The following is a 20,398-nucleotide window of genomic DNA, read 5'->3' on the forward strand; positions in this document are numbered from 1 at the left end:
CCGACTGACAGGAGGATCGGCAGTGGAGATCCCGCACACCCGCCTCGCCCGACGCACCCTGATCACGGCCGCTTCGGCCGCCGCCCTCCTCCCCCGCGCCGTCGAAGCCCACGCGGCGCAGGGCGCAGAACCGACCGGGTCAGCGGACGTTTACGAGACCCTGCTCGCCCGTGCCGCCGCTCTCCTGACCGGGGACGGTGCCGACCCGGCCGATGCCGACGTCGCTGCCGCCCTCGACCGGCTGGAGACCTCCGCGACCGGGCTGTGGCAGCGGCTGGACCGCTCCGCCTCCCGCACCGCGCTGTGGAGCGACCTGTCCCCCGTCACCGACCCTGGCAACTTCGGTCAGAGCTACACGCGTCTGCGTACCCTCGCCACCGCCTGGGCCACTCCGGGCACCGGCCTGAGCGCGTCGCAACAGGTGGCGGACGCGCTGGTCGGGGCGCTCCGCTTCCTGCACGACGAGGCCTACAACGCGCAGGCTCAGGAGAGCGGCAACTGGTGGTTCTGGGAGATCGGTGCGCCCCGCGCGCTGCTGGACAGCTGCGTGCTCGTGCGCGCTCACGTGCCGGCCGGCGACCTGAGCCGGTACCTGGCCGCGGTCGACCGGTTCTGCCCCGATCCCGACCGCCGCACCAACTCCCCCGCGCTCGCGGAGACCGGCGCCAACAGAGCCGACAAGTGCCTGATCGTCGCGTTGCGCGGGCTGCTGGGACGGGCCGAGGGGAAACTGGCCTCCGCCCGCGACGGCCTGTCCGACACCCGGGACTCGGGGCGCCACAGCCTCTTCAGGTACGCCACCTCGGGCGACGGTTTCTACGAGGACGGCTCCTTCGTCCAGCACGACGCCGTGGCCTATACGGGCTCGTACGGAAGCGTCCTGCTCACCGGCGTCGCCGAGGCCATCGCGCTGCTCGCCGACTCCCCCTGGGCCGTCACCGATCCCCGCGTCGAGGTGGTGTACGAGGCGGTCGACCGCTCCTTCGCACCACTGGTCTTCGACGGGCTGATGGCGGACGCCGTACGGGGGCGTGCCGTCTCCCGCGAACGGGAGAGCGACCACACCGCCGGCGCGGCGGTGATCTCCACCGTCCTGCTGCTCGCCGAGAGCGCCCCCGCCGCCCGCGCGAGGAAGTGGCGGGCCCTGGTGAAGGGCTGGATCGAGCGCAACCGCACCTACCCCTACGTCGCCGAGGCAGGCGTTCCCCAAGTGGTACGCGCCAAGAAGCTGCTGGCCGACGGCCAGGTACCGCCCGCCGAGCGCCCCGCCCAGCACGTGGTCTTCGCCGACATGGACCGGGTGGTGCACCGCAGACCCCGCTGGGCGCTCGCGCTCTCGCTCTCCTCCCGCCGCATCGCGGGGTACGAGGCGGGCAACGGAGAGAACCTGCACGGCTGGTACACCGGCGACGGCATGACGTACCTGTACACCGAGGACGACCTCGGCCAGTTCGGCGACGGGTTCTGGCCGACCGTCGACCCGTACCGCCTGCCGGGCACGACGGTCGAGGTCCGGCACCGCGACGACGCGGGCACGGGCGCCGGCACCGGCCTCTACCGGCCGGCGAACCACGTGGCGGGCGGCGCCGCGCTGGAGGGCCGGTACGGGGTGTCCGCCATGGAGCTGATCGGAGCCGAGGGCAGCCCACGCGCCAAGAAGGCGTGGTTCTTCCTCGACAACGCGCTCGTCGCCCTCGGGGCGGGCATCCGCGCCGGGGACGGCCGGAGAGCCGAGACCGTCGTGGAGAACCGCAACCTGCACGCGCACGACAGGCCGGCCCTCCGCGTCGACGGGGTCCGCATGCCCGGCGCCCAGGGCTGGACGAAGACGTACGACCGGGCCGAGTGGGCCCACCTGGAGGGGGTCGGCGGCTACGTCTTCCCCGCGGGCGCCGCACTGCACGCGCTGCGCGAGGAGCGCACCGGAGCGTGGCGGGACATCAACACCGGCGCCGACACCGGCGGCGGCAGCACACCGCTGACGCGGCGCTACCTCACCCTCTGGTTCGACCACGGCGTCTCGCCCACCGACGCGGGCTACGCGTACGCGGTGCTGCCGGGCGCCTCGCCGGCGGCGACCGCCGGCTGGTCGGCGTCCAGGCCCGTCCGCGTCGCCGCCAACTCGCCGACGGCGCAAGCGGTCGAGTCCCGCCGCGACGGCCTGACGGCGGCCCACTTCTGGCGGGCCGGGACCGCGGCGGGCCTCACCACCGACGGCCCGGCTTCCGTACTGGTACGCCGCGAACGCGGTGACGTGACCGTCGCCGTGGCCGACCCGGGGCGCACCGCGGACCGGGTCACCGTCCGCCTCCCCTTCCGCGTGCGGTCCGTCGTCAGCCAGGACGACACGGTGACCGTCACCCCCGGGCGCCGTCCGCTGCTCACCGTCGAGGTGGGCGGCTCCCGCGGCCACACGCACCACGCCCACCTGACGTAACACCGTCCGCCTCCGGAGAGACCTTCCTCATGCCCGTCCCGCCCCACCTTCCGCTGCCGCCGACCGACCGCGTCCGCTCTCCCCGCACGGGGTGGACCCGCGCCCACTGGGAGGCGGTCGCCGACCGGCTCCTCGACGCGCTCCTGCCATACGCCTCCCCCGGCCTCGCCCAGTACCGGCTGCCGGGCCGGGGCAGTTGGTCGGGGCTCGTCCTCGACGGGCTGGAGGGGTTCGCCCGCTCCTTCCTGCTCGCCGCATGCCGCATCGCGGGCGCCGGCGGCGACGCCGACCCGGCGCTGGTCGAGCGGTACGCCGCCGGGCTCGCCGCGGGGACCGACCGGTCGAGCGGTGAGGCCTGGCCCGACCTCACCGACTGCTCGCAACAGATGGTCGAGGCCGCCTCCATCGCCGTCGCCCTGCACGAGACCAGGCCATGGCTGTGGGACCAGCTGGACGCCCCGGTGCAAGAGCGGGTCGTCGACTGGCTCTCCGGCTTCGTCGGCGCGCGCACCTGGGACAACAACTGGCGTCTCTTCCAGGTGGTCTCCGAGCAGTTCCTCGCCTCGGTGGGCGCGCCCTACCGCAAGGCCGACATCGAAAGCGGCCTGGACCGGATCGAGGACTGGTACGTGTCGGACGGCTGGTACACCGACGGGGACGGCCGCAACTTCGACTACTACATCGGCTGGGCCATGCACCTGTACCCGCTGCTCTGGTCCAGGATGGCGGCGGTCACCGAGGGCGCCGACGGCGGCCGGAGCGAGGTCTACCGGCAGCGGCTGAGCGCCTACCTCGCCACCTATCCGCACTTCTTCGGCGGCGACGGCGCGCCCGTCCACCAGGGACGTTCCCTGTCCTACCGGTTCGCCGTCCTGGCCCCCGCGTGGATGGGCGCCCTGGCGGACTGCACCCCGCTGGCGCCGGGCCTCACCCGCCGCCTCGCCTCGGGGACGCTGCGGCACTTCGTCGAGCGCGGCGTTCCCGACGAACGGGGGCTGCTGCCGCTCGGCTGGTACGACACGTTCCTGCCCGCGTCGCAGCCCTACTCGGGCCCCGCGTCACCGTACTGGGCGAGCAAAGGGTTCCTCGGGCTGCTTCTGCCCGCGGATCATCCGGTGTGGACGCGGACCGAGCGCCCCCTGCCGGTGGAGGAGACCGATCAGTGCGTCGCGCTCCCGGCCCCCGGCTGGCTGCTGCACAGCACCCGCCACGACGGCCTCGTCCGGCTCGTCAACCACGGAAGCGACCACCAGCCGCCGCAGGGCGCCGGGGAGGACGATCCGCACTACGCCGCCTTCGCCTACTCGACGGCCACGGCACCCGTCAGCGCTCCGCACGCCCGGCGACGGGCCCGCGACAACCACCTCGCGCTGCTCGCTCCCGACGGCACTCCCTCCCTGCGCCGCCGCATCCACCCCCTCAGCTGTGCGGACGGCCAGGCGTCCTCCTGGCACGAGGCCGAACTCCCCGGCCACCCCGGCACGTTCCGCATCGAGACGGTCTCGCTGCCGCACGGGCCCTGGGAGGTCCGGGTCCACCGCGTCCAGGCGCCGCCGGGCGCGTCCCTCCGTGAGAGCGGTTACGCGGTCGCCCACCGGCAGCCGGTCCACACGGAGACCGGCCCCGGGTGGGCCCTGGCGCGTACAGCGGACGGGCTGACGAGCGCCGTGATCGCCCTGCACGGCTGGGACGAGGACGGGGCCTCCCTCGCCCGGGAGACGCACGCCACCGCGTACGGGCCGCACACGGCGACGCCCTTCCTGACGCTGCCCGGCCACCCGGAAGGCCCCGGTGAGACCGGTGGCCTCCATGCCTCCTTGATCGTGCTGTCCCGCGACACCGTGGATCCGGGCGCGTTGCGGGCGGCGGTGACCGCCGAGGCCAGCGGCGAGACGCTCGCCGTCCGCTTTCTCGACGGCACGGTGCTGCGACCGCGCTGGGCGGCGCCGACGGAGGCGGGGCGCCGGTAGCCCGGCAAGCGCGCGGCACCGTCCGCCCCGTGGCGTTGCCTCCTCGTCCATCGGCGTGATCACGTGGGGCTGACCCGACCCTGCACAACGGTGGCCGGTACGCGCCTCGCGCACCCGCGCCGTGCGCAGTCCGCGAGAGTGACGGGAGAACGTCGATGGCAGGCGAGGCACAGGACGAAGGAGCGGCCGGCGGCGGGCAGCCGGCGCGGGAAGGCAGCAGTCCTGGCGCGGGGACCGCGCAGGGCGCGGTGGCGGCCTGCCGGCCGGTCAACTGGGCGGGGAACATCCGGTACACGGCCGAGCAGCTGCACCGCCCCGCTTCGCTGGACGCGCTGCGGGCGCGCGTGGCCAAAAGCCGCCAGGTGCGGGTGCTGGGCAGCGGCCACACCTTCAACCGGCTCGCCGACACCGACACCTCGCGGGGCGCGCTGATCTCGCTGGCCGGGCTGCCGCCCGTGACGGAGGTGGACACGGCGGCCCGTACGGTGCGGGTGGGTGGCGGGGTGCGGTACGCGGAGCTTGCCGCGCACGTGCACCGCCGCGGTCTCGCTCTGGCGGCGATGGCGTCGCTGCCGCACATCTCGGTCGCCGGGGCGGTGGCGACGGGCAGCCACGGCTCCGGCAACACGACGCCGCCGCTGTCGGCCGCGGTGCGGGAGGTGGAGCTGGTGACCGCCGACGGTTCGCCGGCCGTGGTGCGCCGAGGTGAGCCCGGTTTCGAGGCCGCCGTGGTCTCGCTGGGCGCGCTGGGGGTGGTGACGGCGCTGACGCTGGATCTGGAGCCGGCCTACGAGGTCGAGGGCCATGTCTTCGACGGGTTCCCGATGGCGGAGCTGGCCACCGACAGCGACGTGGAGGCGGTGACGGGGTCGGCTTCGAGTGTCAGCCTGTTCACCGACTGGCGGGCACCGAGATGGACGCAGGTATGGCTCAAGCGCCGCTGCGACGGTCCCGAGGTCCGCTTTCCCTGGTCAGCGCCTGTCACGGAGCAGCGCCATCCCGTGCTCGGCCGGGCGGGGGCGAACTGCACGGTCCAGGGCGGTGTTCCGGGCCCCTGGTACGAGCGGCTCCCCCACTTCAGGCCGGAGTTCACCCCCAGCAGCGGTGCGGAGCTGCAGTCGGAGTATCTGCTGCCGCGGACGGAGACCCGGCCCGCGCTCGCCGCCCTGGCCGAGGTCAGGGCGGCGGTCGCGCCGGCGCTCCAGGTATGCGAGGTGCGGACGGTGGCGGGCGACGACCAGTGGCTGAGTCCGGCCTACGGCCGGGACTCCCTGGCGATCCACTTCACCTGGACACCGAAGCTTCCCCTGGTGAGGGTGGCGGTGGCGGCCGTGGAGGAGGCTCTCGCACCGTTCGCGGCCCGCCCGCACTGGGGGAAGGTCTTCGGCCTGTCGCACCAGCGGCTGCGGAGCGCCCACCCGCGCCTGTCCGACTTCGCCCGTGCGGCGTCGCGTTGGGACGCGGGCGGCAAGTTCCGCAACGACTTCCTCCGCACGGTCCTGGGCGGGTGAGACAGCGGCCCCTCAGACGGCGCGGAGCTCGGGCGGGCCCGAGCGGTGGAGTGCGTGCCCGTGTCGGCCCGATCGCACGCGAAGCCTTGACGTTGGTCCAGACCTTGGGCACGGTGCTGTGCCGAGAGAGCGCTCGTCCCCCCACCGTGAAGGAGCGCATCGTCATGGTCCGTACTGGCAGGAGACGCCGTGGGTACCGTCCGGCGGTGACGGCCGCGATGGTGACGGCACTCGGCGCACTGGCGCTGCCGAGCGCCCAGGCCGACGGCACGTCCGAGCAGCCCCCGCGGGCCGCCGAGCACGCACAGGCCGGGCAGGTCACACAGGAGGCGTGGCGCACCGACTTCGACGGGTCGGCGGGGTCCTTGCCCTCCGGCGACGACTGGATCGTCGACACCGGCACCAGCTACCCCGGCGGCCCGCCCAACTGGGGCACGGGCGAGGTGCAGACGTACACCGACAGGCCTCAGAATCTGCAACTCGACGGCGAGGGCCACCTGAAGATCACCGCTCTCAAGGAGGGCGACGCCTGGACCTCGGCCCGCATCGAGACCCGGCGCACGGACTTCGCCGCGCCCGAGGGCGGCACGATGCGCGTCGCGGCGAGCCTGAAGCTGCCCGAGGTCTCCGGCGAGCAGGCGCTGGGCTACTGGCCCGCCTTCTGGACGCTGGGCGCCGACTACCGCGGCAACTACCAGAACTGGCCGGGCGTGGGCGAGTTCGACATCATGGAGAACGTCAACGGCCGGAGCGCCGCACACGGCGTACTGCACTGCGGTGTCAACCCCGGCGGCCCCTGCAACGAGACCACCGGCATCGGCAACAACGCCCCGTGCGGCGGAAGCTGCCAGGGCGGCTTCCACGAGTACGCTCTCGAACTCGACCGCACCGGCGCCACCGAAGAGTTGCGCTGGTACCAGGACGGCCAACTCTTCCACACCGTGCGCGAGTCCGACATGGACGCCGCCACGTGGAAGAACGCCACGGACCACGGCCACTTCGTCCTGCTCAACCTGGCCATGGGCGGCGCGTTCCCCAACGGCGACGCGGGTCAGGCCACCCCGACGGCCGCCACCGCGTCCGGCGGCTCGCTCCTCGTCGACCACGTCGCCGTGGACGTCACCGCTCCCACCGACCACGCGGCGGGCTGAGGCAACAGACCCCCGAGCGGCGCTCCCACCTACTGCGGGGGGCGCCGCTTGACGCACCTGGCAGCATGACGGCCATGTCTGTTTACGTGATCTCCGAGGTCGAGGTGTTGGACGAGGAGCTGGCCGACACCTACCGCGCGTTGGCGGAGGACTCCATTCGCCGGCACGGCGGCCGCTACCTCGTTCGCGGTGCCCTGCCCGATGCCGTGGAGGGCACCTGGCCCGCATCCCAGCGCCTCGTCGTCCTCGAGTTCCCGGACGCCGAGCGGGCCAGGGAGTGGTACGCGTCCGCCGAGTACGCGCCGGCGCTGAAACTGCGGCAGTCCGCTCTGGAGCGGCGGCTCCTCTTCGTCGACGGGGTGTCCGGGTAGCGGGCCTGGGAACCGCCCGCCGGGGCCCGACAAGCGCACAGCAGCGCCTGGCACCGACGGGGCCGGGCCCGGCCACGACCGGCACGGCGCAGGCCCCGACCGGCGAGGGACCCGCTCGACGCCAGGCCCCCAGGGAGCACGTCAGCCGGTTCTGCTTCGCCCGCGGCTTGATCCGATGATCGTTGCCGTACAGGATGATCGCCGTGGCAACTCACCCCGCAGTCAATCCCGTTGGCGGCGCCTGGCCCCGTGTCTCCGCGCCGTGGCCCGAGCACAGCGCCCCGCTCTACGGTCAGGACTTCGCACGCGACCCGTTCTCCTACTACGCGAGTCTGCGCAGAACCTTCGGTCCTGTGGCCCCGGTGACGCTGGAAGAGACGGGGGCCTTGCGCGGGTACCTCGTCCTCGACCACGCCGACCAGTTGGAGATCCTGCAAAACCGCGGCCACGTGCTGTGGACGCGGGACTCCCGCTGGTACCGCGACCTGGCACAGGGAGCCCTTCCCGCAGGGCACCCGATGATCCCCCAGTTCGCCTACCGGCGCAGCCGCCTGTACGCGGAGGGCGCGGAGCACGCGCGGCTGGCCGAGCCCGGCAACAAGGCGCTGGCCGAACTGGACCTGCTGCGCACCCGCGACCTGATCGAGGACCTCGCGCACCAGCTCATCACCGCGTTCTTCCCGGAGGGCGGGGCGCGGGAGTGGAACGAGGCCGACATCCTGGCCCAGTACGCGCTGCCCTTGCCGCTGCTGGTCGTGATGCGGCTGATGGGCATGGACGAGAGCGGCGCGCTGGCCACGGGCAACGCCATCCACGACCTGCTCAGCGGCGGCTCGGGTGCCGAGCGTGCCGCCGCCGAGCTCGACGCGCAGATGCGCGCCCTGGTCACCGGCAAGCAGCGGGCTCCGGGGCCCGACCTGGTCTCGTGGATGCACCACTACAACCGCGAGCTGAGCCTGGGCATGGACACGCACGAGCTGAGCGAGGACGTGTGGCTCCAGATCGTCGCGGGACGCGGCGCCAGCACGACCTGGATCTGCAACACCGTGCTGGAACTGCTGACCAACCCCGACCTCCACGCCGACGTCATCGCCGGGCGCTGCCAGATGGAGGAGGCGATGAACCGCGTGATGTGGGTCAACGCCCCGATCCAGAACCTGATCGGCCGGTGGGCCACCCAGGACACCACGCTGGGCGGTTACCCGGTCAACTGCGGTGACATGGCGATCATCTGCCTCGGCGCGACGGGCGCCGATCCGACGATGCTCTCGGCGGGCTGGGACGTCTCCCGGGTGAACAGGTCGCACCTGGCGTGGGGCGCGGGGGCGCACGCCTGTCCGGCCCACGACATCGGCACGCTCATCGTGCGCACCGGGCTCGAGGTGCTGTGGAGCCGGTTGCCGGGCCTGCGGCTGTCAGTGGCGAAGGAACAGCTCAACTGGGACCTGCCGTACATCGCGCGATCCCCCACCGCGCTACCCGTCACCTTCCCCCTCCCGCCGACGGCCCCGACGAACGGACAGCAGTGGACAGCACAGCACGGCTTCATCTCGAACCCGCCCCAGCCGATCTCCACGGAGGCGAAGGAGCGGCCCTCCGCGCCGCAGGCCCGGTTGCCGCTGTGGCGCTCCCTGGTGGCGTGGTGGCCAAAGCGGTGACGACGCGGGAGGCGGGCGCCCTCGTGATGAGCGACGCCCGCTTCTCCAAGGACATCAGGAACTGGGGTGCGCACGCGCGCGGCGAGATACCGCCGGACTGGCCGCTGCTGTTCATCGTGGAGGGCAAGGGGCTGCTCACCACCGACGGGGAGACCCATCGGCGGCTGCGGCTGCCCGTGCAGCGGGCCATCTCGCCGCGGCGTGTGCAGGCGTTGCGGCCCCGGATCGAGGCCGTCACCGACCGCCTGCTGACCGAGCTCACCGCCGTCCCCGCGGGTCAGGAGACCGATCTGCTGAATGGCTTCGCGCTGCCGCTGCCGCTGGAGGTCATCTGCTCGCTCCTCGGCGTCCCGGAGGAGGGGGCGCTGCGCGCGGAGTTGCGTGAGCTGTCGGCCGCGGCGATGAACTCCGAGGCCTCCGTGGAGGAGGTACAGGACGCCGTCGGGCAGCGCTTCCCCGCGGCCCTGCTGGCGCTGGTCGAGCAGAAGCGGGCACGCGGCGACCGCGACGACCTGACCATGGACCTGGTCACGGCCATGGACGAGGGCGAGCTCTCGGAGGCGGAGGTCGTCGGGAACCTGGTGGTGACCATCATCGGCGGGCACGAGACCACGGCCAACCTCATCTGCCACGCGGTGAGAGGCCTGCTGACCCACCCCGACACGCTCACGACGGCCAGGAAACGGCAGGACACGGGAGACAACCCCTGGCCCGAGGTCGTGGAAGAGGCTCTGCGGTGGGAGTCCCCCAGCCGGCACGTGATGTTCCGCTACGCCACGGAGGACGTGAGCGTCGACGGTGACGTCATCCGCGAGGGAGAGGCGGTGCTGGTGCCGCTGCCGGCCATCCAGCGCTGCCCGCACGCCTTCCCCGATCCGTCGCCGGACGTCTTCGCGCCCGGACGCGCCGGCGCCTCCCGCCACATCGCCTTCGGCGTCGGGCCGCACCGGTGTCCCGGTGCCTCCCTCGCCCGGCTCGAGGCCGAGATCGCCCTTCGCCGGCTGTTCGAGACCTTCCCCCACCTGGCGCTCGCCGCCACACCGGCTCCGCGGGTGCCGTCCCTGGGCATCAACGGCTACCAGAAGCTGCCGGTCCACCTGGACTGAGCACCCGGGCTGAGAGCCGGTTGCCGGGGCGCCCGGCAGCGCCGCCCGGGAGCCGGGAGCCCGTGCGGCTGCGCGGTCGCGGCCGACCCGCACGGCTCCCGGGGCGCTCCCCGTACCGCGCCCGCGCCCCCGGCTCCCGGGGCCCCGTGCCGCCTGCGCCCCCGGCTCCGCAGGGGGACGCGGGCGCCCGCTGAGCAGGCGCACCCCATGTACGGCCGGTTTAGCGGCCTGCCGGCAGGGGCACCGCGTGGGCCGGGTGCTGCTCCGGTCCGGGCCGCACCGCATGGCGTCACGCTCCTGACCACTGTGCCCAGCCCTCTCCTCACGGGAGGTCGCATGAGCTTCGATGGCGGCTCGGACCGCGGTGACGGCCCCGACGACGGCTCGGGCCGTGGTGACGGTACGGAGCCGGAACAGCGCTTTCCGGAGAGCGCGACCGAGCGGTCCGCGATGCTCGGCGCGCTCATCAGCGCCAGCCACCTGTCCACGCTGGAGACGCTGCCGCAGCACCTGTCCGAACAAGCGGCCCGCGTCGGACTGACCGACGTGAAGATCTACCTGGTCGATCTGCAACAGGATCTGCTGACCCCGCTGGCACCGCACCCCCCGCCGGCCGGAGGGGAGGGCCTGCGCCCGGAGGAGATCAGCGTGGAGGGAACCGTGGCGGGACGGGCGTTCCAGCACGGGGAGGTCCTTCCCGCGTCGCCGGGCGACCGCGACCACTGGTGGGTGCCGCTCGTGAACGGTACGGACCGGCTCGGCGTCCTGCGGATCACCGCGCCGGACGCCGACGAGGCCGCTCAACTGGACATGCGCCGGCTGGCCGGTCTGGTGGCCTTGATGGTGGTCAGCAAGCGGGGGCTCAGTGATTCCTACAGCCGCCTGGTCCGCCGTCGGCGCATGGACGTGGCGACCGAGATGGAATGGCGTCTGATGCCCTCCAGGAGCTTCGCCACCGAAAGCCTGATGATCAGCGCGCTGATGGAGCCCGCCTACGAGGTCAGCGGAGACGTCTACGACTACGCCTTCGACGGGCGCATCGCCCACTTCGCCCTGTTCGACGCGATGGGCCACGACACCGCCGCCGGACTGACCGGTAACCTCGCGCTGTCCACGGCCCGCAACGCCCGCCGCGAGGGAGCCGATCTCCCGCAGACGGCCGCGGCCGTGGAGGACGTCCTGGTGGAGCAGTTCTCAGGCGACCAGTTCGTCACAGGCATCCTGGCCCAGCTGGATGTGACCACCGGCGCGCTGCGATGGGTCTGCTGCGGGCACCCTCCTCCGGTCGTCGTGCGCGGGCGTCACACCTTCCACCTGGACCGCCCTCCCGCACCCCCCATGGGTGCCGGTTTCGGCGGCCCGGAGGACTTCTGCAGCACGGAACTCGAACCCGGCGACCGTCTTCTCCTCTACACCGACGGCATCACCGAGGCCCGCAGCCCGGCGGGGGAGGAATTCGGGCTGGGCCGCTTCCTCGACTTCCTCCTCCGCCACCAGGCGGACGAACTCCCCGTGCCGGAGACGCTGCGCCGGCTCATCCGCCACCACCTGGAATACCACCAGGGCCGGCTCGACGACGACGCGACGATCCTGCTCGCGGAATGGCACGGGCCGATCGGCCTCCCCACCGGCGAGGTCAAGGACCGCGTCGGCCTCCCGCCCGTACCGGGCGGGCGCCGCGAGGACTGAGACGGTGCGGACCGGCCGGCGTGCGCGGGGAGGCTGCGGCGCGCGGCGCTGCCGCTCCCCGAAGAATCGCTGCGCGGCGCTGCCGCTCCTCGAGAATCGCCGCGGTACACGCCGCGCCGCCGGCGGCGCGGCGAGGGGGTCACGGGCGACGGGGCCTGCCGCGCCGCGAGCTGCCGCCCCCGGCGCCCCTGCCACCGCCTCTGGCGCTCCTGCCTCCGGCTCTGCCGGGCGCGGGCTTGCGGCGCGACGCGGGCGTCTCGGGGCGCTTCTGCTTCGGCTCCGGCTCGGGGGCCCTCCGGCCCCGGGTGCTGTTGACAGTGCGTCCGCGGACGATGCCGATGAAGTCCTCCACCCTGTCCGTGGTCCGCTCCTGCGGCCACGACAGCGCCACCTGGGAGGTGGGGGCGTCCGTGACGGTGCGGTACGTCAGGTCCCTGCGGTGGTGGAGGCGGGCCAGGGACTGGGGGACGACGAGGAGCCCCACCCCGGCGGCCACCAGTTCGACGGCGTCGGCGGTCGTCGCGGGGCGCTCCCTGGCCGGCCGGCCGGGCAGATCCTCCCAGCCGAGGACGTCGTCGAGGGGGTGCAGCAGGACGTCGTCGGCCAGGTCACCGGTGGTCACCTCGTCCGCAGCGGTCACCAGGTGGTCCTTGGGCACCACGACCACCGTCTTCTCCGTGTACAGGGGGATCGCGCTGAAGTACGAACGGTCGACGGGGAGCCGTACGAACCCCGCGTCGGCCCCGCCGTCCCGCAGCATCCCCGGCGCCTCGGCGGCGGTCACCGGCGCGAGGCGCAGCGGAACGTTGGGCAGCCGCTCCTCCCAGATCCGCGCCCACTTCGTGGGCGTCACACCTGGGACGAACGCGACCGTGAACGGAGGGGAGGTTTCCGAGCCTGTCACGCCGCCAGGCTACCGGGCGTGGTGAAAGGCACCGCACGCGATCGATACCCTTGACCCATGACGTCGCACAAGACCACCCAGACCATGAAGCCCGCGACCGCGGCGAAGAAGCTGGGTGTGTACCTCGAAGCCACCCCCGCCGAGTTCCAGGAGGGCGTGGTCTCGCGCGACGAGTTGAACGCCCTCCAGGCCGAGCCGCCCCAGTGGCTGCTGGACCTGCGCCGCAACGGTCCCCACCCCCGCCCCGTGGTCGCCGCGAAGCTGGGCGTGTCCATCTCGGGCCTCGCCCGGGGCGGCGTCACCGAGGCGCTGACGACGGAGAAGATCGACGCGCTCAAGGCGGAGAACCCCGAGTGGCTGCGCAAGGAGCGCGCCACCCAGGCCGAGGTCCGCAAGGAAGCGGCACGAATCAAGGCGAAGAACGCCGCCGCTCGCGACGAGGAGCGGCAGGCGCCCCGCCGCTGAGCGTGGAGACGGTGACCGGTCGCCTCTGGCCGGGAACGACCGGCTCTGCGGCTGAGCCCACCGACCGCCCCCGGACCGGCTTGGGCGTCCCGGCCCGCAATGCGGTTGACGCCTGTAGGCGCGCGGCGGTCGGATGGCCACTCATGAGCGCAGGGCAGATGCATCCGGGCCAGTACCCCGTCGACAAGGCTCTTGTCAGGCGGCTGCTCGCCCGGCGGTTCCCGCGGTGGGCGGGGCAGGCCGTTGAGCGGGTTTCGTCCGGCGGCACGGTCAACGCCATGTACCGGCTGGGGCACGACATGGTCGTCCGCCTGCCGCTCACGGAGGGTGGCGCCGCGGATGTCGTGCTGGAGCGGGAGTGGCTGCCGCGCCTCGCTCCCCGCCTTCCCGTTGCGGTTCCCGAGGTCCTCGGGGCCGGGGAACCGGCCGAGGGCTATCCATGGCCGTGGTCAGTGTACCGGTGGCGTGAGGGTGAGAATCCCGAGGCGGGGGCGTTGAGCGAGCCGTCGTTGCTGGCACGGGACCTGGCCGGCTTCGTGACGGCCATGCGCGGACTCACCGTGCCGGGGACCGCCCCAACGGCCCACCGCGGCGGCCCACTGGCCGCGCTCGACGCGGAGACCCGGGCGGCCATCGGTGCGTTGCGGGGAATCACGCGGGAGGACATCGACGTCGACGCCGCCACCCGGGTATGGGAGGAGGCGTTGCGTGCTCCGGGCCCCGTCGGGCCGCCGGTCTGGCTGCATGCCGACCTGATGCCGGGCAATCTCCTGGTGGACGATACGGGCCGACTGGCTTCCGTCATCGACTTCGGATGCACGGGGAGGGGCGACCCGGCCTGTGACCTGTTCCCCGCGTGGAACCTGCTGCCGGCCGACGCACGGGAGACCTTCCGTGCGGCCCTCGACGTGGACGAGGCGACCTGGATACGCGGCCGGGGCCGAACCCTCTCGCAGGCGCTGATCGCACTGCCCTACTACCGGACGACGAACCCCGCGATGGCCCGCAACGCCCGGCATGTGATCCGGGCCGTGTTGGAAGAGGCCTGACGCCCCGGCAGAGCTTCCGGGGCGGCTGTGCCGTTTCGAGTGGCGAGACCGAACTCCTCCCTGAGCGCAGGAGTTCGGCCTTTGTTCCGTTTCCGTACAGGTTCCCGGGCGAAGGCGGGTGGCAGGATGCGCTGGTCTGCTCGCCTGTGACGGGCGAGGTAGCGCACATTCCTCGCACGCACAGGGCTGGTCCATGTCACTTGAGAACGTCTCCCCGAGTCCGGCGATATCGAAGACGCTCGTCCCCGAACCCCGACCGGGTCCCGAAGGGGCCGGTTCCGAAAAGACCGGCCACGAAAAGGCCGATTCCGATAAGGCCGGTTCCGATAAGGCCGGTTCCCAGAAGGCGGGTTCGGGAGAGCCGGGTTCCGAAAAGAGGGCGGCCGGGAAACCGGGGCGAAGCCCCCAGGGCCACCGCTACGACATCGACCTGCTGCGCGTCGTGTGCGCCTGCTCGGTCATCGTCGGACACGTCGGCGGCGCGTGCATGCAGGCGGTCGACAGGAGCGCGGACAACGGGCGTGCGGTCTACTGGACGGGCCTCTTCCTCGACTCGGTCACCAGTTGGGCCGTCCCGATGTACTTCGCCATCGCCGGCTGGGCCGTGCTGGTGGGCGCTCCCCCGCGCAGCGGCCGGACCCTGCGCCGGCGCTCCCTGCGCATGCTCGTGCCTGTGGGCATCTGGTCGGCGGTCTATCTCGCCTGGGGCCGGCTGCGGGACACCAACGAAGGACCGACGTCGAAGCTTGCGCTGGAGGCCGTGTTCGGCACCGTTCAACCTGCTTACCACCTGTGGTATTTCTACGCCCACGTCCCCCTCATCCTGATCCTGGGCCTGGTGATGCTGCTCAAGGCCGGGCAGCGGCCATGGGGAGTGGTCGCGGCCCTCGTGGTGATCTCGGCCGGGCCCACCGCGTTCAGCGACCTGGCCCGGCTCACCGGGTGGGACGTGCCGCGCTTCGGCTGGCAGGCCGGGAGCTACGCGCTGGTCTACGCCGTGGTCGGCGCCCTGCTGCTCAGCCTGCCGGCCACCCCACGCAGGCACCGGGCCTGGTGGGCGGCGGGCGCGGTGGCGGCGCTGGCCGCGGTGCTGTGGTCGCAGGACCGCATCCACTTCGTCATCCCGAACGCCAGCGTGCTGGTGGCGGCGCTGAGTGTGTGCGTGCTGTTCGCCGTCAACGGGGTACGGATCCCCGAGCGGATCCGTCCGGTGCTGGCCAAACTGACGGACGCGGGGCTGGGCGCGTTCATGTTCCACGTGCTCGTGCTGAACGCGGTCGCTCCCTGGTTCGTCTCCTCGGGACGCGGATGGCTTGGGGCGGCCGGAGCAGCGGCGGCGCTCGCCGTCGTGGCGCTGATCCCCTCCTTCGCGCTGAGCATGCTGTGGGGCCGGCTCAAGCTGAGGCGCTACCTCGGCTAGGCCGGCCGGCAGGCCGGGCGGGTGTTTCCGGCCTGCCGGCCTCCCGGATCACCGCAGCGCGCGCTGCGCGGCGCGGATGCGGTGTGCCGCCCAGCGCGCGGACGGGCTGCTGCGCAGCAGCCGGGCGCGGACCGACGTCCCCCCTCCGGGGAGCGCCAGCGCGGTGAGGCGGCGGCGTTTGAAATAGCGCGCGGTGTCCTCGCCGAGATGGGCGTCGAGCCAGGCCACGGCGTCCTCGCGCAGCAGCGGGTGCAGCTTGGCCTGCATGCAGTAGCCGACCGTCCGCAGGAGGGCGGCGAGTTCGTCGGTCCGCGGGTTCGTCCACGCCGCGGTCTCCGCGCCGACCGCACCGCCTTCCAGGTCGGGGACGACGAAGTCGACGAGGGTCACGGGCACGCGGTTGCTGTTCTGGTAGGGCGTCAGCCGGTCGAGCAGCGGCGTCGTGCCCACCCTGGCGATGTCGATGCCGTAACAGGTGGCAGCGGTCAGCATGGCGGTGGAGAAGCAGCCCACCACCAGGGCCGGTCTGCACCGTTCGTACACGGTCTCGGCCAGCACCGGGCTGTTCAGGACGTGGAGCCGCACCCCGGCCTGCGCCGCGGTCTTCTCCAGCACGTGCGAGTAGCGGGCGGGAGCGGTGGGATGCGGCTTGAACACCAGGCACTCGTGTCCCGCCGCGACCGCCCCGCGCAGCATCCGCACGTGGAGTTCCTCCTCCTCTTCGGGGGTGAGGATGCCCAGCGCCGCCAGGTACTGCCCGAGCAGTACGGCGCTGGGCCCGTCGGCCGCGACACCGGCGAGCTCCGGCTGCCCCGCGGCGGCCTCGCCCAGTTCGCCGAGGACCTCCTTGAAGGCGCCTGCGGGCACGATCTCGGGCCGTACGCCGTGCTCGGCCAGCAGCAGCGGGGCCAGCCCCGGCACCAGGTCCAGGTGCAGCAACCGCTGGATCCGGCAGCCCAGCCACTGGGGCAGCCGCTCCCGGGTGGGGCCGTAGCTCATCAGCCCGTCAGCGTAGACGTGCACGGCGCTGCCGCTGAAGATCGTGGCCAGCGCTTTGGCGGGGCTGACGTGGACGGACTCCACGACCAGTTCGACCGGCGCGTCGCCGAGCTGCCACGCGTGCCGGAACATCCGTTCCCACATGGGCGACTCGTCGCGCAGCGGGGCCCAGGTGCTGGGGTGGAAGGGGCGTATGGCCTCGTTCCAGTCGATGATCTCGTCGAACCGCTCGGCGAGGCGGTCGAAGCCGGTCATGGCGGCGAGTCCGGTCGCCGCCTCGGGGGTCTGAGCGTTGGTGGTCACCAGGAGAATCCTGCGGGCCGCGTCCCGCGGCCCGAACTGCCCCGCGTCCACGGAGGCGGCCAGGGTCGCCGCCCCGTAGAGCGTGGAGACCTCGAAGATCTGCACGGACGGCCGGGAACACCGGCCCGGGTGGGTGCTGTGGTGAGGCGCGGGCACGGCTCAGGCCACCTTTCGCGCGGCACGGTGGCGTCGCAGCATGTCGGCGCGCGCGTGGTCCATGCCGGCCAGGGTCTCGTCCAGCACGTCCTGGGGCATGCCCTGCATCGCGGTGGGCACCATCTTCTTCAGACGTCTGGCGACCGGGGCGTGATAGCGCCGGACGGCGGCCAGGTGAAAGGCCAGCAGCGCCAGGTATGTCCGCACCGCCTTGGGCAGGAAGCGCTCGCCCTCGGGGTCGGCGGCGAGGTCGGCGAGCAGGGCGTCGTGGGCGGGGATGAAGTCGAGTTGCCGGGCGTCGCGGATCTGGGTGAGGGAGGTGGTCACCCCGCGCCGGTAGAAGACGCCGAGCAGTCCGCTCGCCGCGAACGAGCGGGCCTTCAGGTGCAGGCGCCACGTCCACAGCCTGTCCTCCGCGGTGCGCAGGTCGGTGGCGAAGCGCAGCGCGCCGTCGTCGAACAGTTCGCGCCGGTAGACGCCCGCCCACACGAACGGGTAGTCCACCATCGTCTCCGCCTGCGGCGGGGCGATCACGTCCCGGGGGTTCAGCACCGCGTCGCGCTCCGGCGCCGGGGCTCGGCGCACCACCCGGGTGGTGCCGGTGGCCTGCACGTGGTCCGTGCGGACGAAGTCGCAGCCCAACTCCTCGATGGCGCGCACGAGCGCGTCGAGGTGCCCTGGCCCGTACCAGTCGTCTCCGTCGAGGAAGGTGACATAGTCGCCGCGAGCGGCGTCGATTCCGCTGTTGCGGCTCTGCGCGATGCCCTTGTTCTCCTCGTGCCGCAGGACGGTGGCGTGGGGCAGACGGTGCTTCCACCTGTCGAGGATCTCCGGGGTGGCGTCCGTGGAGCAGTCGTCGACGAGGAGGAACTCCGTGTCGGTGCCCGCGTTGTTGGCGAGGCTCCGCAGAGTGTCGTCCGCGAATTCCTGCACGTTGTAGCACGGCACGATGACGGTGAGCTTTGGCATGCGCAATCCAGGGGCAAGGCGGAAGGAAGGAGTAAAGGAGCGGAACGGCGAACGAATGATGAATTCACGGTGAACACAGGGGGTGTGAGAAAGAGCCGGTGCACTCTGAACCCGGCGGCCCGGTCCAGGACATCGGGTGAATGCACGGCAGCAGCGTAAGCACTGCGAGTGGCTTTTTGATCCGGCTTTCGTGAAGCTCTGAAAAACCCGATGCCCGAACCGACCGGGCATAAGGCGCAAGGGCGGCCAGTTGTCCACGCGGGCGGTGAATTCTTCGAGATCCATCTCACAGGCGCCGGGCGGTGCGCGGCGCCTGCCGCCACCCGGAGGGGCGTCCCGCGGTTGCGCCGCGGCGCCCCGACGGCGCCGGTGCCCCCTTGCGGCCGCGAAGGAGCCGCCGGCTCAGACCGCCTCCGCTTCGATGAGCGAGGACAGGGACGGGGTCGGCAGGATGCGTGTGAGCCGGAACCCGGAGCCCTCGAGCAGTCTCCGGAAATCCCTGGCGGTGCGCTCCCGGCCCCTGAGGACCATGAGCATGACGATGTCCAGGTCGAGAGCGGGGTGCGGGGTGCCGTCACCGGGCAGGACGGCATCGATCACCAGCAGTCCTGTGCCTGGGGTCACGGCCGCCCGTACGGCGCCGAGGATGCGCCGGCAGTCCTCGTCGGCCCAGTCGTGGAGGATGTTCTTGAGCAGGTAGAGGTCACCGCCCGCGGGCACGGCGGTGAAGAAGTCGCCGCCCTCGGTGCTCCAGCGCCCTTCCAGTTCCGGCTCGCCCAGAAGGTGGTCGGCGACGGTCTCGGGCCGGTCGTGGAGGACGCCGGTCAGGCCGGGGAAGCGGAGGAGGAGGTCGCGCAGGAGACCGCCCCTCCCGCCGCCGACGTCGACGACCCTGCCGCTGTCGGGGAACGGATAGCCGTCGGTGATGTGCGCGTTGACCGTGCCGGGGCGCGAGGTCATCGCGGCGTCGAAGAGCCGGCTCTTGTCGGGCGTGGCGGCCAGGTGGTCGAAGAAGGAACAGCCGTAGGCGGCGTCGAAGCCGGGCTCTCCGGTGCGCACGGCGCCGGGGATGCCGGCCGCGGCCCGGCGGAACATCTCGTCCGTGAACATCAGGACGGGGGCGTGCTGTGAGCCGGGAACGTCCGTGCGCAGGGCCGCGCCGCTGTCGGTGAGAGTGAAGGCGCCGTTCTCCTCGTGGAAGAGGCCGCGCGCGACCAGGAGCCGCAGTACCCGGCGCAACGGATCGGCCCGCGTGCCGGAGCGGCCGGCCAGGTCCTCCGCCGTGCGGGGTCCGTCGGCCAGGAGGTCGGCGATTCCGTGCTCCACGACGGCGCGCAGGGCCGAGGCGTGGATGTGCCCGTACATCAGGTCGCGCAACGGCCCGGCGGGTGCGGGTCCTGGGGCGCCGGCCGGCTGGTCGTCCGAGATCGAGGTCACCGGTTCGCTCCTGTCTTCGAGGGTGTGTCCCACCACCGTCGCCGACCGCGGCCGGTCGGCGGCGTTCGTGACACGCGGTTCACCGCGCCGGGGTGTCCCGGTGCGCCAGGAGAGAGACGACGTGGGCGGCGAGGGCGTCGAGGACGGCGGCGGCGCCCTCGCCGTCACCGAGGACGAGGTAGTTGAGGGTGAGGCCGTCGATCATCGAGGCCAGGTAGCGCACCAGCGTCTCGGGCGGAACGAGGAGGCGCAGGTCGAGGTCTGCGCACAGGTGCTCGATGAGGTCCCGGTTGGCGGCGGCGTACTGCTCGTACTGGCGCCTGGCCAGGTACTCGAAGCCGGGCTGGCGCAGGGCGTACTGGGTGAGTTCGTAGGTCAGCATGTGCTCGTCCGGGTGGGCGAGCACATGCCCCCAGTAGGTGCCGAGCGCGGCCCTGACGCTCTCGGCTATGTCGGCGGTGGGCTGGATGCGTGCGGCGACGGGCGTCACCGAGTGCGCGGTGATCGTCTCCATGACGTCCTCGATCAACGCCTGCTTGGAGGCGAAGCAGTAGTGGAAGACGCTGAGCGAGACGCCGGCCTCGGCGCAGATGGAGCGGGTCGTCGCCCGCGCGACACCGTCGCGGGTCATCACGCGGATGGCCGCTTCGACCAGCTGTCTGCGCCGTTGTGTCGACGGCAGCCGTTCCATGGGTGGCTTCCTCCTCGGGTCCGGGCCGGCTCACCGCGGTCGGCGGCGGTGAAAGTTGCGTGGAGGCCGTGCGGGAGACCCGGGGACGGGATCGTACGGCGGTCTTCAAGGC

At 72.7% G+C, this 20,398-nt stretch carries 16 protein-coding genes; 11 read left to right on the forward strand and 5 right to left on the reverse strand.

Going from position 1 to position 20,398, the window contains the following annotated elements; all coding sequences use genetic code 11:
• Positions 1–4 precede the first annotated feature (4 nt).
• The 8 genes from AB8Z75_RS05290 to AB8Z75_RS05325 all read left to right on the forward strand — a co-directional run bounded on the left by AB8Z75_RS05290 (position 5) and on the right by AB8Z75_RS05325 (position 11,893).
• Complete coding sequence (locus AB8Z75_RS05290; protein ID WP_369200211.1) at positions 5–2,437, forward strand: polysaccharide lyase 8 family protein; 2,433 nt, start codon at positions 5–7, stop codon at positions 2,435–2,437.
• Between the two features lie 29 nt (positions 2,438–2,466).
• Positions 2,467–4,407 carry a DUF2264 domain-containing protein gene (locus tag AB8Z75_RS05295; RefSeq protein WP_369200183.1) on the forward strand — a complete coding sequence of 647 codons (1,941 nt, stop codon included), beginning with the start codon at positions 2,467–2,469 and terminating at the stop codon, positions 4,405–4,407.
• A gap of 155 nt (positions 4,408–4,562) precedes the next feature.
• Positions 4,563–5,918 carry an FAD-binding protein gene (locus AB8Z75_RS05300; RefSeq protein WP_369200184.1) on the forward strand — a complete coding sequence of 452 codons (1,356 nt, stop codon included), beginning with the start codon at positions 4,563–4,565 and terminating at the stop codon, positions 5,916–5,918.
• Between the two features lie 206 nt (positions 5,919–6,124).
• Positions 6,125–7,069, forward strand: a complete 945-nt coding sequence (locus tag AB8Z75_RS05305; protein WP_369200185.1) for a glycoside hydrolase family 16 protein — start codon at positions 6,125–6,127, stop codon at positions 7,067–7,069.
• 74 nt (positions 7,070–7,143) lie between these two features.
• The gene (locus tag AB8Z75_RS05310; protein WP_369200186.1) at positions 7,144–7,440 is read left to right on the forward strand and encodes a DUF1330 domain-containing protein; all 297 of its coding nucleotides are present in this window, start codon (positions 7,144–7,146) and stop codon (positions 7,438–7,440) included.
• Positions 7,441–7,643: 203 nt separating this feature from the next.
• Positions 7,644–9,098, forward strand: a complete 1,455-nt coding sequence (locus AB8Z75_RS05315; protein ID WP_369200187.1) for a cytochrome P450 — start codon at positions 7,644–7,646, stop codon at positions 9,096–9,098.
• Entirely contained in the window at positions 9,080–10,204 is a 1,125-nt protein-coding gene (locus tag AB8Z75_RS05320) for a cytochrome P450 (RefSeq protein WP_369200188.1), read from the forward strand. Before AB8Z75_RS05315 ends, AB8Z75_RS05320 begins: the two co-directional genes overlap by 19 nt.
• A 336-nt stretch (positions 10,205–10,540) precedes the next feature.
• A complete protein-coding gene (locus AB8Z75_RS05325) occupies positions 10,541–11,893 on the forward strand; it encodes a PP2C family protein-serine/threonine phosphatase (RefSeq protein ID WP_369200189.1) in 1,353 nt (450 codons plus the stop codon).
• Positions 11,894–12,032: 139 nt separating this feature from the next.
• Here AB8Z75_RS05325 and AB8Z75_RS05330 read toward each other — a convergent pair whose 3' ends face one another.
• Entirely contained in the window at positions 12,033–12,797 is a 765-nt protein-coding gene (locus AB8Z75_RS05330; protein WP_369200190.1) for a LysR family transcriptional regulator substrate-binding protein, read from the reverse strand.
• A gap of 57 nt (positions 12,798–12,854) precedes the next feature.
• Between AB8Z75_RS05330 and AB8Z75_RS05335 the strand changes: the two genes are divergently transcribed.
• From AB8Z75_RS05335 to AB8Z75_RS05345, 3 genes are all read left to right on the forward strand, one after another.
• Positions 12,855–13,262, forward strand: coding sequence for a DUF5997 family protein (locus AB8Z75_RS05335; RefSeq protein WP_369200191.1), 408 nt, complete (start codon positions 12,855–12,857; stop codon positions 13,260–13,262).
• A gap of 143 nt (positions 13,263–13,405) precedes the next feature.
• On the forward strand, positions 13,406–14,311 hold the full coding sequence (locus tag AB8Z75_RS05340; RefSeq protein WP_369200192.1) for an aminoglycoside phosphotransferase family protein: 906 nt from the start codon (positions 13,406–13,408) through the stop codon (positions 14,309–14,311).
• 193 nt (positions 14,312–14,504) lie between these two features.
• A complete protein-coding gene (locus AB8Z75_RS05345) occupies positions 14,505–15,731 on the forward strand; it encodes an acyltransferase (protein ID WP_369200193.1) in 1,227 nt (408 codons plus the stop codon).
• Positions 15,732–15,779: 48 nt separating this feature from the next.
• On the opposite strand, the gene AB8Z75_RS05350 is transcribed toward AB8Z75_RS05345, so the two are convergent.
• The 4 genes from AB8Z75_RS05350 to AB8Z75_RS05365 form a co-directional block, all read right to left on the reverse strand.
• Complete coding sequence (locus AB8Z75_RS05350; RefSeq protein WP_369200194.1) at positions 15,780–17,189, reverse strand: polysialyltransferase family glycosyltransferase; 1,410 nt, start codon at positions 17,187–17,189, stop codon at positions 15,780–15,782.
• Between the two features lie 3 nt (positions 17,190–17,192).
• Positions 17,193–18,158: a glycosyltransferase family 2 protein gene (locus AB8Z75_RS05355; RefSeq protein WP_369200195.1), complete on the reverse strand. Its 966-nt coding sequence runs from the start codon at positions 18,156–18,158 to the stop codon at positions 17,193–17,195.
• 402 nt (positions 18,159–18,560) lie between these two features.
• Complete coding sequence (locus tag AB8Z75_RS05360) at positions 18,561–19,595, reverse strand: methyltransferase (protein WP_369200196.1); 1,035 nt, start codon at positions 19,593–19,595, stop codon at positions 18,561–18,563.
• 79 nt (positions 19,596–19,674) lie between these two features.
• On the reverse strand, positions 19,675–20,286 hold the full coding sequence (locus tag AB8Z75_RS05365; RefSeq protein ID WP_369200197.1) for a TetR/AcrR family transcriptional regulator: 612 nt from the start codon (positions 20,284–20,286) through the stop codon (positions 19,675–19,677).
• Between the last annotated feature and the right edge of the window lie 112 nt (positions 20,287–20,398).

Source organism: Streptomyces sp. PU-14G, assembly GCF_041028275.1.
GTDB lineage: Bacteria > Actinomycetota > Actinomycetes > Streptomycetales > Streptomycetaceae > Streptomyces.

Coding starts and splice junctions, on each gene's coding strand:
- AB8Z75_RS05295 (WP_369200183.1), top strand. CDS start 2,467: ATGCCCGTCCCGCCCCACCTTCCGCTGCCGCCGACCGACCGCGTCCGC.
- AB8Z75_RS05300 (WP_369200184.1), top strand. CDS start 4,563: ATGGCAGGCGAGGCACAGGACGAAGGAGCGGCCGGCGGCGGGCAGCCG.
- AB8Z75_RS05310 (WP_369200186.1), top strand. CDS start 7,144: ATGTCTGTTTACGTGATCTCCGAGGTCGAGGTGTTGGACGAGGAGCTG.
- AB8Z75_RS05325 (WP_369200189.1), top strand. CDS start 10,541: ATGAGCTTCGATGGCGGCTCGGACCGCGGTGACGGCCCCGACGACGGC.
- AB8Z75_RS05335 (WP_369200191.1), top strand. CDS start 12,855: ATGACGTCGCACAAGACCACCCAGACCATGAAGCCCGCGACCGCGGCG.
- AB8Z75_RS05340 (WP_369200192.1), top strand. CDS start 13,406: ATGAGCGCAGGGCAGATGCATCCGGGCCAGTACCCCGTCGACAAGGCT.
- AB8Z75_RS05345 (WP_369200193.1), top strand. CDS start 14,505: ATGTCACTTGAGAACGTCTCCCCGAGTCCGGCGATATCGAAGACGCTC.
- AB8Z75_RS05355 (WP_369200195.1), bottom strand. CDS start 18,158: ATGCCAAAGCTCACCGTCATCGTGCCGTGCTACAACGTGCAGGAATTC.
- AB8Z75_RS05365 (WP_369200197.1), bottom strand. CDS start 20,286: ATGGAACGGCTGCCGTCGACACAACGGCGCAGACAGCTGGTCGAAGCG.